The organism is Janthinobacterium sp. PC23-8 (assembly GCF_002250505.1).
GTDB lineage: Bacteria > Pseudomonadota > Gammaproteobacteria > Burkholderiales > Burkholderiaceae_D > Janthinobacterium.
On record NZ_NJGY01000001.1, the window covers coordinates 1,067,325 to 1,082,407 of the forward strand.

11 protein-coding genes are annotated in these 15,083 nt (G+C 59.4%); 10 read left to right on the forward strand and 1 reads right to left on the reverse strand.

The genetic code is table 11. The features are described 5' to 3' along the window. Positions 1 to 22 precede the first annotated feature (22 nt). On the reverse strand, positions 23 to 1,039 hold the full coding sequence (locus CD932_RS04645) for an adenosine deaminase (protein ID WP_094441607.1): 1,017 nt from the start codon (positions 1,037 to 1,039) through the stop codon (positions 23 to 25). A 587-nt stretch (positions 1,040 to 1,626) separates the two neighbouring features. Here CD932_RS04645 and CD932_RS04650 point away from each other — a divergent pair. The 10 genes from CD932_RS04650 to ileS all read left to right on the forward strand — a co-directional run bounded on the left by CD932_RS04650 (position 1,627) and on the right by ileS (position 15,036). After that, entirely contained in the window at positions 1,627 to 3,549 is a 1,923-nt protein-coding gene (locus CD932_RS04650) for a PrkA family serine protein kinase (protein ID WP_094441608.1), read from the forward strand. A 61-nt stretch (positions 3,550 to 3,610) separates the two neighbouring features. Then, positions 3,611 to 4,879, forward strand: coding sequence for a YeaH/YhbH family protein (locus tag CD932_RS04655; protein WP_094441609.1), 1,269 nt, complete (start codon positions 3,611 to 3,613; stop codon positions 4,877 to 4,879). After that, positions 4,879 to 6,468: a SpoVR family protein gene (locus tag CD932_RS04660; protein WP_094443459.1), complete on the forward strand. Its 1,590-nt coding sequence runs from the start codon at positions 4,879 to 4,881 to the stop codon at positions 6,466 to 6,468. Before CD932_RS04655 ends, CD932_RS04660 begins: the two co-directional genes overlap by 1 nt. Positions 6,469 to 7,004: 536 nt before the next feature. After that, positions 7,005 to 7,664 (forward strand): energy transducer TonB, encoded by a 660-nt coding sequence (locus tag CD932_RS04665; RefSeq protein ID WP_094441610.1) that lies wholly within the window; start codon positions 7,005 to 7,007, stop codon positions 7,662 to 7,664. Between the two features lie 84 nt (positions 7,665 to 7,748). Next, positions 7,749 to 8,669 (forward strand): MotA/TolQ/ExbB proton channel family protein, encoded by a 921-nt coding sequence (locus CD932_RS04670; protein ID WP_217907230.1) that lies wholly within the window; start codon positions 7,749 to 7,751, stop codon positions 8,667 to 8,669. A 5-nt stretch (positions 8,670 to 8,674) separates the two neighbouring features. Beyond that, on the forward strand, positions 8,675 to 9,103 hold the full coding sequence (locus CD932_RS04675) for a biopolymer transporter ExbD (RefSeq protein ID WP_094441612.1): 429 nt from the start codon (positions 8,675 to 8,677) through the stop codon (positions 9,101 to 9,103). Between the two features lie 105 nt (positions 9,104 to 9,208). Further along, positions 9,209 to 9,640, forward strand: coding sequence for a biopolymer transporter ExbD (locus tag CD932_RS04680; RefSeq protein ID WP_176460880.1), 432 nt, complete (start codon positions 9,209 to 9,211; stop codon positions 9,638 to 9,640). 77 nt (positions 9,641 to 9,717) lie between these two features. Continuing rightward, positions 9,718 to 10,929 (forward strand): tetratricopeptide repeat protein, encoded by a 1,212-nt coding sequence (locus CD932_RS04685; protein ID WP_094441614.1) that lies wholly within the window; start codon positions 9,718 to 9,720, stop codon positions 10,927 to 10,929. Between the two features lie 160 nt (positions 10,930 to 11,089). Then, entirely contained in the window at positions 11,090 to 12,061 is a 972-nt protein-coding gene (locus CD932_RS04690) for a bifunctional riboflavin kinase/FAD synthetase (protein WP_094441615.1), read from the forward strand. A gap of 74 nt (positions 12,062 to 12,135) precedes the next feature. Further along, positions 12,136 to 15,036: an isoleucine--tRNA ligase gene (gene ileS, locus CD932_RS04695; protein WP_094441616.1), complete on the forward strand. Its 2,901-nt coding sequence runs from the start codon at positions 12,136 to 12,138 to the stop codon at positions 15,034 to 15,036. The last annotated feature ends 47 nt before the right edge of the window (positions 15,037 to 15,083 follow it).

Here is a 15,083-nt window from a genome sequence, read left to right on the forward strand (position 1 = left end):
GGCGGCAGGTCTTTATAGTGGTTCAGCTTGAAGCGTGCTGCGCGAAATACGCGTCGACGGTGGCAAGGAAGGCGTCTTTTTCCGCCTGCGGCAAAAAGGCGGCAATAAAACCGTTGCGCGACAACTGCCTGGCATGCGCCAGGTCCAGCGGCAAGGCGTCGAAAATGGCGTCGTAGTTGTCGTTCATGTAGCCGCCGAAATAAGCCGGGTCGTCCGAGTTGACGGTGACCAGCAAACCGGCGGCCAGCAGCTCGGCCAGGTTATGGTCATGCATCCGGTCGAACACGCGCAGCTTGGTGTTCGACAGCGGGCAGACGGTCAGCGCGATCTGCTCGCGCGCCAGGCGCGCCGTCAGCTCCGCGTCTTCCAGGCAGCGCACGCCATGGTCGATGCGCTCGACTTTCAAATCGTCGAGGGCGGTGCGGATATAGGCCGGCGGGCCTTCTTCGCCGGCATGGGCCACCAGGTACAGTCCCAGTTCGCGGCAGCGGGCAAACACGCGCGAGAATTTTTCGGGCGGATTGCCCACTTCCGACGAATCGAGACCGATGCCGATGAATTTGTCGCGGTAAGGCAGCGCATCTTCCAGGGTGTCGAACGCTTCCTTTTCGCTCAGGTGGCGCAGAAAGCACAGGATCAGGCTGGCGCTGACGGGGCTGTCCTGGCAGGCGCGGTGGATGCCGTTGATCACGTCGGCGATGGCCACGCCGCGCGCCGTATGGGTTTGCGGATCGAAGAATATTTCCGTGTGCAAAACGTTGTCGGCTTGCGCGCGCAGCAGGTAGGCCTGCGTCATGTCGTAGAAATCCTGCTCTTTCAACAGCACGCTTGCGCCAGCGTAATAAATGTCGAGAAAAGACTGCAAATCCGTAAAGGCATAGGCGCTGCGCAAGTGTTCCACGGATTCATAACCCAGCGGCACGCCGTTGCGTTCGGCCAGTGCGAAAATCAGTTCCGGCTCCAGCGAGCCTTCGATATGGATATGCAGTTCGGCTTTGGGCATGCCGCGTACGATCGCGCGCAATGGCTCGTTCATCATGAGGTGTTCCTTGTAGGGGGCGAAGAAAAAAATGCTGGCGCGGGCGCGTCAGGGAACCGTGGTCCTGGCGCCGCGTCATCAACCATGCACGCAGTTTATCGCAAGATGGCCCGCGCCACCGGCAACGCCGCCGCGCCACCTGTCGGCGCGAGCTGTCGAATTGTCGTATGATGATCGTGAAGGGTCGCCAAAGTTTGGTAAAAGGGCTGTGGTTTTTTGATTTTATTCAATTAAATCAACAATTTACAAACAAGTATTAAAGATATTACGACTTATCTTTTGACTTCCTCATCCTTTAGAGCAATAATTAATTTCATGGGGTAAAGGTAGGTGCAACAAGCGCTATCAACACATGAAAATAAGCCGGCTGGCCACGTCAGCATATGGCATCAAGCGCCAGTTTTTTGGTCCGGGCAATCCGGACTGGCAAAGACAGCAGGGCTTGAACAACAATAACAATCGAACACGGGGAACAGACAATGCAAGCGGCAAGCCGGCACGGCAAGCCGGCGCGACGAGCCGGGGCGACTGCCAGGCCGGCTGAGATGGTGACTGGCAGGTTGGTTTTACATTAAAGGACATTGAACATGACCATTTTTGACAACTACGCAGCACGCTACGAGCGCACCCGTGAAGAGGAAATGTCGCTCACCGAATACCTGGCCCTGTGCAAGAAGGACAAGCTGACGTATGCCAGCGCGCCCGAACGCATGCTGGCCGCCATTGGCGAACCGCAACTGATCGACACGCGCAACGACACGCGCCTGTCGCGCATCTTCGCCAACAAGGTGATCAAGATCTACCCGGCCTTCCGCGACTTCTACGGCACCGAGGAAGTGATCGAGCAAGTGGTCTCGTATTTCCGCCACGCCGCACAAGGCCTGGAAGAGCGCAAGCAGATTTTGTACTTGCTGGGACCGGTCGGCGGCGGCAAGTCGTCGATCGCCGAAAAGCTCAAGTCGCTGATGGAACACGTGCCCTTCTATTGCCTGAAAGGCTCGCCCGTCAACGAGTCGCCGCTGGGCCTGTTCAACGAGGAAGAGGACGGCACCATCCTCGAAGAAGACTACGGCATCCCGCGCCGCTACCTGCGCAATATCCCCAGCCCATGGGCCGTCAAGCGCCTGCATGAATTCAATGGCGACATCAACCAGTTCCGCGTCGTCAAGCGCTACCCGTCGGTGCTGAAACAGATCGCCATCTCGAAGACCGAACCGGGCGACGAGAACAACCAGGATATTTCTTCGCTGGTCGGCAAGGTCGATATCCGCAAGCTCGAAGACTACGCCCAGGACGATCCGGACGCCTACAGCTATTCGGGCGGCCTGTGCCTGGCCAACCAGGGCCTGATGGAATTCGTCGAAATGTTCAAGGCGCCGATCAAGGTGCTGCACCCTTTGCTGACGGCCACCCAGGAGGGCAATTACAAGGGCACCGAGGGCTTTGGCGCGATCCCGTTCGACGGCATCATCCTGGCCCACTCGAACGAGTCGGAATGGAAAACCTTCAAGAACAACCGCAACAACGAAGCTTTCCTCGACCGCATCTATATCGTCAAGGTGCCGTATTGCCTGCGCGTGTCCGACGAGATCAAGATCTACGACAAGCTGGTCGCCAATTCCTCGCTGGAAAAAGCACCGTGCGCGCCGGGCACCCTGCGCATGATGGCGCAGTTCGCGATTCTGTCGCGGCTGAAAGACCCTGAAAACTCGAGCATCTTTTCCAAGATGCTGGTGTACGACGGCGAGAACCTCAAGGACACCGATCCGAAAGCCAAGTCGATGCACGAGTATGTCGACTACGCCGGCGTCGACGAGGGCATGAACGGGCTGTCGACGCGCTTTGCCTTCAAGATCCTGTCGAAGGTGTTCAACTTCGACAATTCCGAAGTGGCGGCCAACCCCGTGCACCTGTTATATGTACTGGAGCAGCAGGTCGAGCGCGAACAGTTTTCGTCGGAGCTGGAACAACGCTACTTTTCCTATATCAAAGAGCATCTGGCGCAGCGCTATGTCGAATTCATCGGCAAGGAAATCCAGACGGCCTACCTGGAAAGCTATTCCGAATACGGCCAGAACATTTTTGACCGCTACGTGACGTTTGCCGACTTCTGGATACAGGACCAGGAATACCGCGACCCCGACACTGGCGAAAGTTTCGACCGCGAGTCGCTGAACAACGAGCTGGAAAAGATCGAGAAGCCGGCCGGCATTTCGAATCCCAAGGATTTCCGCAACGAGATCGTCAACTTCGGCTTGCGGGCACGGGCCTCGAACGGCGGCAAGAATCCGGCCTGGACCAGCTACGAGAAATTCCGCACCGTGATCGAGAAGAAAATGTTCTCGAATACCGAGGACTTGTTGCCGGTGATTTCCTTCAACGCCAAGGCCAGCGCCGACGATGCCAACAAGCACGCCGACTTCGTGGCGCGGATGGTGGAAAAAGGCTATACGGCCAAGCAGGTACGCCTGTTATGCGAGTGGTACTTGCGCGTTCGCAAGTCATCCTAGCGGACAGCGGGGCGCGCCCTGGCGGGGCCAAGGCGCGCAAGACAAGCTAAGGAGGCACGCTTTGACTTACCTCATCGACAGGCGCTTGCAAAGCAAGAACAAGTCCGCCGTCAACCGCGAACGTTTCTTGCGGCGCTACAAGGGCCAGATCAAGGATGCCGTGGGGCGCGCCATCAAGGGGCGCTCGATCACGGATGTCGAGAATGGCGAAAAGGTCACCATCCCCGTCAAGGACGTGGGCGAACCGGCGTTTGGCCACGCCCATGGCGGCGTGTGGGAGGTCGTCAATCCCGGCAACAAGGAATACCTGAAGGGCGACCAGATCGCCCGGCCCAAGGGCGGCGGCGGCAGTGGCCGCGGCAAGGCCGGCAACAGCGAGGAGACCAGCGAAGACGATTTCATCTTCGAGCTGTCGCGCGAAGAATTCATGAACTTCTTCTTTGAAGACCTGGAATTGCCGCACATGGTGAAAACCCAGCTGACGGCCACCACGGAACTGAAGAACCAGCGCGCCGGCTACAATATGTCGGGCACGCCCTCGAACATCCACGTGCTGCGCTCGCTGCGCGGCGCGCTGGGCCGGCGCATCGCCGTCGGCGGCGGCGCGCGCAAGCAGCTGGCCCTCGCCGAAGAACAGCTGGCGGCCATGCTGCACGAAGGCGTGCCGGAAGACGACGGCGACGTGATCGAGCTGCGTCGCCTGATCCATCACCTGCATACGCGCTTGCTGGCGATACCCTTCATCGATCCGTTCGACCTGCGCTACAGCAACCGCATCAAGGTGCCCAAGCCAATGACGCAGGCGGTCATGTTCTGCATCATGGACGTGTCGGGCTCGATGGACGAGTCGCGCAAGGACACGGCCAAGCGCTTTTTCATCTTGCTGTATCTGTTCTTGAAACGCGCCTACGACAAGATCGATGTGGTCTTCATTCGCCACCATACGTCCGCCTCCGAAGTCGATGAGCACGATTTTTTCAATTCGCGCGAATCGGGCGGCACGGTGGTGTCGTCGGCCCTCCATCTGCTCAACACCATCATCGAAGAGCGCTACGGCAGCGGCCAGTGGAACAGCTATGTGGCGCAGGCGTCCGACGGCGACAACTGGGACAACGATTCCGTGCTGTGCCGCCAGCTCCTGATCAACACCATCATGCCCAAGGTGCAGTACTACACTTACGTCGAAATCACCGACGGCCCGCAGCAGAACCTGTGGGAGCAGTATGCGGGCGTGCTCGACCACCACGCCCATTTCGCCATGCAAAAGATCGTCACACCGGCCGATATCTACCCGGTATTCCGCGAACTGTTCAAGAAACAGGTGAAATGATGACTACCGCCGCCACCCCGCATGCCGAACCGTTTGTCCGCGTGCGCCATCCGAACGCCCTGCCCGAACAGTCCGAATGGACGTTCGAGCTGATCGAGCAGGTCCACGAGGAAATCGCCCGCGTGGCAAAGCAGTTCGGCCTCGACACCTATCCCAATCAGCTGGAGGTGATCACGGCCGAGCAGATGATGGACGCCTACACCTCGGTCGGCATGCCGGTGTCCTATAACCACTGGTCGTTCGGCAAGCATTTTTTGTCCACCGAGAAAAGCTACAAGCGTGGCCAGATGGGCCTGGCCTACGAGATCGTCATCAACTCCAATCCCTGCATCGCCTATTTAATGGAGGAAAACAGCCTGACCATGCAGTCGCTGGTGATCGCGCACGCGGCCTACGGCCATAACTCCTTCTTCAAGGGCAATTATCTGTTCCGCGCCTGGACCGACGCCGACGCCATCATCGACTACATGGTGTTTGCCAAGAATTACATCGCCGAATGCGAACAGCGCCATGGCGTCGATGCGGTGGAATTGCTGCTCGACTCCTGCCATGCGATCCAGAACTATGGCGTGGACCGCTACAAGCGCCCGGCCAAGCTGTCGATGGCCAAGGAATATGCGCGCCAAAAAGAACGCGAAGAATACGTGCAGTCGCAGATCAACCAGCTGTGGCGCACCCTGCCGCGCCGCGACGAGGACGACGACGAGGAAGAGCAGCGCCGGGCGGCGCCCCGTTTCCCGCCGGAACCCGAGGAAAACCTGCTGTACTTTATCGAAAAATATGCGCCGCTGCTCGAACCCTGGCAGCGCGAGATGGTGCGCATCGTGCGCAAGATTTCCCAGTATTTTTATCCGCAGCGCCAGACCCAGGTCATGAACGAAGGCTGGGCCACCTTCTGGCACTACACGATATTGAACCAGCTGTATGACGAAGGCGTGGTCGGCGACGGCTTCATGATGGAGTTCCTGAAAAGCCATACCAACGTGGTGTACCAGCCGCCGATCGACAGCCCGTATTACAGCGGCATCAATCCGTATGCGCTCGGTTTTGCGATGATGAGCGACATCCGCCGCATCTGCGAACACCCGACCGACGAAGACCGCGCCTGGTTTCCCGAGCTGGCCGGCAGCGACTGGCGCAAGAGCCTGGACTTTGCCATGCGCAATTTCAAGGACGAGAGCTTCATTGCCCAGTACCTGTCGCCGCGCCTGATCCGCGAATTCCACTTCTTTGCCGTGCTCGACGACGACAAGAACGAGAAGCTGGCCATTTCCGCCATCCACGACGAAGCGGGCTACCGCTATGTGCGCCAGCAGCTGGCCGAACAATACAACCTGGGCAACCGCGAACCGAATATCCAGGTATGGTCGGTCAATACGCGCGACGACCGCGCACTGACCTTGCGCCATACGCAATTCCTGCGCCGCCCGCTGAACCAGCAGGCCAGCGAAGTATTGAAACACGTGGCGCGCCTGTGGGGCTTCGACGTGCATCTCGATACGGTCGATCCGCAGGGCGTGGTGCTGGGCACCCTGAACTGCCGGCGCGAAAAACGCAACCGCCGCGACGATCCCGCCTTCCGCCCGTAGGGCTTTGCGGCCCCTGTTTCCAGCCCCCGTATAAGCGTGCGCTATGCCCGCATCAGAATTCAGTATGGCTGGCAGGGCTTGAAAATCGCCATGCCGAGCCGGTTTTTTTGCCGTTCCAGGCCCGCCCCGCACCCGATTGGTGCAATCATCAGCGAAAGTGGTCTGGTTCCCCTTTGAAAAATTGCCAAAAAGAAATAAATCGATCCAAATTTAGCGGTTTCCATATTCAATAAAACAAAATTTAATTCTGCGATATCGACACATCGGAGAACTTAGCCATGGTAGCCCCAAGTGGCTGTAAAAAACCGATAAGACCGCCTTTTTTTATGTCCGAAAGCGTGCAAAGATGGCATAAGCAAGTACGTTTTCAGGGCGCAAAAGGTGGGAAAATTTAACCGGTTTTAGGCGTTAAAAATCTGTGTAAAATAAAGAATTCGTATGTATAATTCGGCGACGTCCCGGATACGGCTGGAGCTTTGTGTCGTCATTTTGGGGTTCAGTTGCAAGACAAGAGATGGTATTTGGAGAAAGCAGGCATGAATTTTTCGAACGAGAAAAGTCCCAAGAACTACACAGGCATCACGATCGTTGTCCTGCTGCACGTTCTCGCGGCTTACGGGATTGCGACGGGCTTGGGCAAACGGTTAGTTACCAAAATGATGGACCCGGTTGAAACCAAGATTATCGAGGAAGTCAAACCGCCTCCACCGAAGGATCTTCCACCGCCACCACCGCCGCCAGAAATGAAAGCGCCGCCGCCGCCGTTCATTCCGCCAGTCGAGGTGAACGTGCAGCAGCCGCCGCCACCGCAGAACGTGATTGCCAACACCACCCAGGTGAAGCCAGCCACCAATGTGCTGACGCCGCCTGCGCCGCCGGCACAGCCTGCGCCAGCCGCTCCTGGACCAGCCAAATCGGTGCGTACCGCAGCAGTGGTCGACTTCAGCGTCTGCGAAAAGCCGCAGTATCCGAAGTCCTCGCAGCGCAATGAGGAAACCGGTGTCGTGACACTGTCGTTCCTGATCGGCGTTGACGGCAAGGTCGCCGATTCGAAGATCGTGAAGTCGAGCGGCTTCCGCGATCTGGACAAAGCTGCGGTATCAGGTATCAGCCGCTGCACGTTCAAGCCTGCAACGGTCGACGGCAAGCCGGAACAAGGCTGGCAGCAAATGCAATACGTTTGGTCGCTGGATTAACACCCGAGGCAGTGATCCTGCCTCACACCATGATTTCGTTGTCATTACGTTCAGCGATCTGTTATTTTTAATTTTGGAGGAAGCATGTTTAAGAATACCCGTTTGTCCGCATTTTTTGCCGCGGTTCTGTTGTCCGTTACCGCTACTACCGCCCTGGTAGCAGCCCCAGCATTCGCGGACGCGCCAGCTTCGGCGGCAGCTTCGGCGCCTGCGGCAGACGCTGCTGCAGCACCGGCACCAGCTGCTGATGCGGCAGCTCCGGCAGCCGCTCCAGCCGCTGACGCAGCCGCTCCAAAAACCGAAGAAGTGCACAACCCGTTCGGCCTGTCGGCCGTGTGGGACGGCGGCTTCGTGCCACGCGCCACCCTGATCATCCTGGCCATCATGTCGATCGGCAGCTGGTACATCATCATCACCAAACTGCTCGACCAGATGAAAATCTTCAAGCAAGCCAAGGAAACCGCCGCCAAATTCTGGAAAGCACCTTCGATCGCAGCCGGTTCGGCCACGCTGGTAGAAGGTTCGCCATTCCGTTTCATCGCTGAATCGGGCACCAAGGCAACGGCTCACCATGACGGCGCCCTGCTGGAACAAATCGATCTGTCGACCTGGGTGACGATGTCGATCCAGCGCGCTTCGGACAAAGTCCAGTCGCGTCTGCAAGATGGCCTGTCGTTCCTGGCAACCGTTGGTTCGACCGCACCGTTCATCGGTCTGTTCGGTACCGTTTGGGGTATCTACGGCGCGCTGACCGCCATCGGCATGACCGGTAACGCTTCGATCGACAAAGTGGCAGGTCCCGTCGGTGAAGCACTGATCATGACCGCGTTCGGTCTGCTGGTCGCTGTTCCTGCCGTTCTGGGTTACAACTGGCTGGTTCGCCGCAACAAAACCGCAATGGAAGACATCCGCTCGTTCAGCGCCGACGTTCACTCGGTTCTGGTTTCCGGCGCCATGTCGACCAGCGAAGCTGGCCGTGCTGCCGGCGCTAAAAAGATCGGATAAGAATCATGTCGATGTCCGTCGGCTCCGACAGCGGAGATGAAGATCAAGTAATGTCAGAAATCAACACGACGCCGCTCGTCGACATCATGTTGGTTTTGCTGATCATTTTCCTGATCACCAGTCCGGTTGTTCTCAAGCTGCAGAAAATCGATCTGCCGATTGAGGCCAACCAAGCCCTTCAAACCAAGCCGCAGAACGTTAACATCGTGGTTAACAAGGACGGCGAGATTTATTTGGGCCAGACCAGACTGAAAGACACGAACGAATTGTTCGATTATCTTAAAGTTGAAGCAGTGAAAGTACCGCAGCCGGAAGTACACGTTCGTGGCGATCAGGAAGCACGCTATGAATCGATCGGCCGAGTGATCTTCACGACCCAACGTGCCGGGATTCAGAAGGTCGGCTTCATCACCGAACCACCTGACAAGAGCTGATAGCGACTGACGGCGGCGCCCTGCTTAAAAGGGGGCGCCGCCGCCAGGAGCTTGCCGGGCGGCAGTTGCGTCCGGTGCTTCGTTGGACTTCTTAAAGGAAACACTATGAGTATGAATGTCGGTTCGGGAAGCGCAGCAGGCGCCGATCCGGAACCAATGATGGAACTGAACATGACGCCCCTCATCGATGTGATGCTGGTGCTGATTATCATGTTGATCATCACGATTCCAAAACAAAACCACTCGGTGAACCTGAACATGCCGGTCGGCACCCCGCCGCCACCGACGACGGAACCAGTGGTCGTCACGATCGATGTCGATTTTGACGGCACCATCTTGTGGGACAATCAGGTCGTTCCTGACCGTGCCGCGCTGGAAGCAAAGCTGAACAACGTTGCTGCGCAAGCAGACCAGCCGGAAGTGCATCTGCGTCCGAACAAGCTGGTGGAATACAAGGTCGTCGCCGGTGTCATGGCAGCGGCGCAGCGTCTGGGCGTGACTAAAATCGGTCTGGTCGGTAACGAGCAATTCCAGTAAGCTGTTGTATCAGGTTCTTTTTACATCCGAATAGGCAGGCCTCCCTGCCTATTCGCTTTTTACAGAAAGACTTTCTCATGTCCAAGTTTCGTCTCGCTCATCTCGGCCTCGTCATGGCCGCTATCGGTTTTACCGCAGCCACTCCCGTCATCGGCCTCGGTTCGCTGGCATATGCCGCCGACACCGTGCGCGCCGAAGTCGGCAAGCCACTGCAAGAAGCGCAAAAACTCGCGAGCAGCGGCAAAAACAAGGAAGCGCTGGCCAAACTGCGTGAAGCAGACAGCGTCGGCGGCAAGACTGCCTTTGAAAGCTACCAGATCGAACGCGTGCGCGCCTCGGCCGCCGCTGCCTCCGGCGATAACGCCACCGCCATCAAGGCGTTCGAAGCCGTCATCAATTCCGGCCGCCTGAGTGCCGCCGAAGCACCGAAATTCACGCAGGCCCTGGCCGGCATGTACTACCGCGCCAAGGACTGGCCGAACACCGTCACCTGGATCAAGCGCTCGCTGAAAGACCGCGAAGACCCACAGATGCGCGAACTGCTGATCCAGACCTACTATGTCAGCGGCAACTACGCCGAAGCGGCAAAAGAGCTGCAGGCGCGCGGCGGCAACTCGGAAGCGAGCCTGCAAATGCTGGCCAACATCCAGTTGAAGCAAAATGACAAGGCCGGCTACGTGTCGACCCTGGAAAAACTGGCTGCCAGCTATCCGAAATCGAGCTACTGGGCCGACCTGCTGAACCGCGTCTCGGGCAAACCTGGCTTCTCGCAGCGCCTGGGCCTGGACGTGCAGCGCCTGCGCCTGGCCAACGGCCTGTTCACCAAGGCTTCCGAATACATGGAAATCAGCCAGCTGGCCCTGCAGGCCGGCAATCCGGGTGAAGCCTTGGGCATCATTGACCAGGGCTACAAAAAAGGCGTGCTGGGCACCGGCACCGATGCCGCCCGTCACCAGCGCCTGAAAGACCTGGCCCTGAAAACCCAGGCCGAGCTGAAAGCGAACGCCGCCAAGTCGGAAGCCGAATACGTCAAGAACAAGGACGCCGACTCCCTGAGCAAGCTGGGTTTTGCACTGGTCTACGACGGCCAGGCCGACAAGGGCCTGGGCCTGATGAACGATGCCGTCAAACTGGGCACCGCCAAGTATCCGGAAGAAGCCAAGCTGCACCTGGGCATCGCTTACATCCACGCCGGCAAGAAAGCCAATGCCACCACCGCCCTGAAAACCGTCAAGGGCACGGATGGCGCGGCTGACCTGGCCCGCTACTGGACACTGATGAATAAATAATCAGAGGTAAAGCCGTCTCCAAAAGCGTTGCAGGCAGTCATGCCGGCAACGCTTTTTATCATTTCAGCAGGGAAATTACCCCCTGGCCGGCCCTGCCGGGTGTGCATCCATGAAACAGTCCGTATAATCCCCCTTTTGGCACAGTTTTCATCCCATTCCCATGAAGGTATTTCGCGGACTTCCCAATGCCCAGGCACGCGCACCGTGCGCGCTGACCATCGGCAATTTTGACGGTGTCCATATCGGTCATCAAGCCTTGCTGGCGCGCGTGCGCAAGGCGGCGACCGAACTCGGCATCGAGGCGGCCGTGATGACGTTCGAGCCGCACCCGCGCGAGTTCTTTGCCCAGCGCGGCGGCGACTTGTCGAAAGCGCCACAACGCATCGCCAACCTGCGCGACAAGCTGCAGTCGCTGGAAGACGCCGGCATCGACCGCGTCATCGTCGAGCACTTCAGCGCGCAGTTTGCGGCCTTGAGCCCGCAGGAATTCACGCAGCAGGTGCTGGTCGACGGCCTGCACGTGAAATGGCTGATGGTCGGCGACGACTTCTGCTATGGCGCGCGGCGCGCCGGCGATGTGGCCATGCTGCAGGAAGCAGGCCGCGAACATGGTTTTCACGTTGAAACCTTGCCGACCGTAATGAATGGCAGCACCCGCATCTCGTCCTCGGCCGTGCGCCTGGCGCTGGCCGCTGGCGACTTTACCCTGGCCCAGCAGCTACTGGGCCATCCGTACGCCATTTCCGGCCATGTGATCCACGGCCAGAAGCTGGGCCGCACCCTGGGTTTCCCCACCCTGAACTTGCGCGTCGCGCACCGCCCCGCCCTGTCGGGCATCTTTATCGTGCAAGTACATGGACTGGCGCCCGGCCCGCTGCCGGCCGTCGCCAGCCTGGGCGTGCGCCCCACCGTCGACGACAGCGGCCGCGTGCTGCTGGAAGTGCATCTGTTCGATTTCGCCCAGTCCTGCTACGGCAAGCTGGTGCGCGTGGAATTCCTGGAAAAACTGCGCGACGAAGAGAAATACGATGACTTGCCGACCCTGACAGCCGCCATCGAGCGCGACTCGAACCAGGCGCGCGCCTATTTCGCCCAGCGCCGCAGCGCCCTTACCGCCACCGACCGAATTTGATCCTGGCCAACTCCTGCGCGCGGCGGGTTTGCCCGCCACGGTAACTCACACCATCCAAGTAAAGAAAACCATCCATGTCCGACCAAAACAAGCCAGCCGCACCCAAGCAGAACAAGAAACCCGTCAGCAAATACCCGGTCAACATGACCGAAACCCCGTTCCCGATGCGCGGCGACATGGCCAAGCGCGAACCGCAATGGGTACAGCAATGGCAAGACAAGAAAATCTACGAGCGCGTGCGCAAGGCCGCCGCCGGCCGTCCGAAATTCATCCTGCATGACGGCCCGCCGTATGCCAACGGCGACATCCACCTGGGTCACGCCGTCAACAAGATCCTGAAAGACATGGTCGTCAAGTCGCGCTCGCTGGCCGGCTTCGACGCGCCGTATGTGCCGGGCTGGGATTGCCACGGCATGCCGATCGAGATCCAGATCGAAAAACTGTACGGCAAGAACCTGCCGACGGCCGACGTGCTGGAAAAGGCGCGCGCCTACGCCACCGTGCAGGTCGAGCGCCAGAAAAAGGACTTTATTCGCCTGGGCGTGCTGGGCGAATGGGACAACCCTTATTTGACGATGGCGCACGGCAATGAAGCCGACGAGTTGCGCGCGCTCGGCAAGCTGCTGGAAAAAGGCTATGTCTACCGTGGCTTAAAGCCGGTCAACTGGTGTTTCGACTGCCAGTCGGCGCTGGCCGAGGCGGAAGTGGAATACGCGGAAAAACGCGACCCGGCCATCGACGTCGGCTTCAAATTCGCCGAGCCGGCAAAACTGGCTGCCGCGTTTGGCCTGCCTGCGCTGCCAAGCGACAACGGCTATATCGTTATCTGGACCACCACGCCGTGGACCATCCCGTCGAACCAGGCGCTGAACGTCAATCCGGAAGTCAAGTACGCGCTGGTGCAAGCCGAGCGCGATGGCCAGCCGCTGCTATTGATCCTGGCGCAGGACCTGGTGGTGTCGAGCCTGGCGCGCTTCAAGCTGGAGGGCACGACGATCGCCACCTGCGACGGCGCGGCCCTGGCCGGCATCAGCTTCCGTCACCCGCTGCACGCCGCCGACGCCTTCTACAACCGCCTGTCGCCCCTGTACCTGGCCGACTATGTGACCACCGAAAGCGGCACCGGCGTGGTGCACTCGGCGCCGGCCTATGGCCTGGACGACTTTATCTCGTGCAAGGCGCACGGCATGAAGGACGACGACATCATCAAGCCGGTGATGGGCGACGGCAAATTCGCCTCGACCCTGCCGCTGTTTGGCGGCATGACCATCTGGGAAGCCTCGAAGCCGATCTGCAACGCATTGAAAGAAGCGGGCGCGCTGTTCGAAGTAAAAATGTTCGACCACAGCTATATGCACTGCTGGCGCCATAAAACCCCGATCATTTACCGCGCTACCTCGCAGTGGTTTGCCGGCATGGACGTCACGCCCAAGGACGGCGGCGCCACCCTGCGCGAAACGGCATTGAAAGGCATCGCCGACACCGAGTTCTTCCCGGACTGGGGCCAGGCGCGCCTGCACGGCATGATCGCCAACCGTCCCGACTGGACCCTGTCGCGCCAGCGCCAGTGGGGCGTGCCGATGGCCTTTATCGTGCACAAGGAAACGGGCGATTTGCACCCGCGCACGCCGGAACTGCTGGAGCAAGTGGCCAAGCTGATCGAAAAGGGCGGCATCGAAGCCTGGCAGGCGCTGGACCTGTCTGATCTGATCGGCGACGAAGCGGCCATCTACGCCAAGAACAAGGACACGCTGGACGTGTGGTTCGATTCCGGCGCCACGCACCAGACGGTATTGGGCGGCCCGCAAGCCCATGGCTCGCACTCGACGCAATTGCAATTTCCGGCCGACCTGTACCTGGAAGGCTCGGACCAGCATCGCGGCTGGTTCCACTCGTCCCTGCTGGTGTCGTCGATGCTCAATGGCCGTCCGCCCTATAAAGCGCTGCTGACGCACGGCTTTACGGTCGATGGCGAAGGCAAGAAAATGTCCAAATCCCTGGGCAACACCCTGGCGCCGCAGAAGATCTCGGACAGCCTGGGCGCCGATATCCTGCGCCTGTGGATCGCTTCGACCGACTATACGGGAGAATTGTCGATCTCCGACGAAATCCTCAAACGCGTGACCGAATCGTACCGCCGCATCCGCAACACCCTGCGCTTCCTGCTGGCGAACACCTCGGACTTCAATCCGGCCAGCGACGCGGTGCCGGTGGCCGAGCTGTTCGAGATCGACCGCTACGCGATCGCCAACATGGCGGCCCTGCAGCAGCAGATCGAGAACAACTATGCGCGCTACGAGTTCCACCCGGTGGTGTCCAAATTGCAGACCTACTGCTCGGAAGACCTGGGCGGCTTCTACCTCGATATTCTGAAGGACCGCCTGTACACCACCGGCTTGACCTCGCACGCGCGCCGCTCGGCACAGACCGCCCTGTGGCACATCACGCAAAGCCTGCTGCGCCTGATGGCCCCTGCCCTGTCGTTTACGGCCGAAGAAGCGTGGGCCGTGTTCGCCGGTGAAGAAGCCTATGCCGCCAGCGATGAAACCATCTTCACGCAAACCTGGTGGCAGTTGCCGTCAGTGGCGGACGCTGCGGCCCTGCTGGAAAAATACACGGCCCTGCGCGCCGTGCGCACCGACGTGACGAAACAGCTGGAAGACCTGCGCACCTCGGGCGCCATCGGTTCGTCCCTGCAGGCCGAGCTGACCATCAAGGCCGCGCCGATGAAGTACAAGCTGTTGACCACCCTGGGCGACGACCTGAAATTCGTCTTTATCACCTCGCAGGCGTCGGTAGCTGAAGTCGTCGACGAAGCGGGCGAAGAGGTGGTGGTGACGGCGTCTTGCGCACCGAAGTGCGAGCGCTGCTGGCACTACCGCGTTGACGTGGGCACCGATGCCGAACATCCGACCCTGTGCGGCCGCTGCGTGAGCAACTTGTTCGGTGCGGGCGAAAAGCGCCGTTTCGCCTAAACTGTCATTACGGGGCACGGCATGCGCCCCGCCTCCGACCGCCGCTG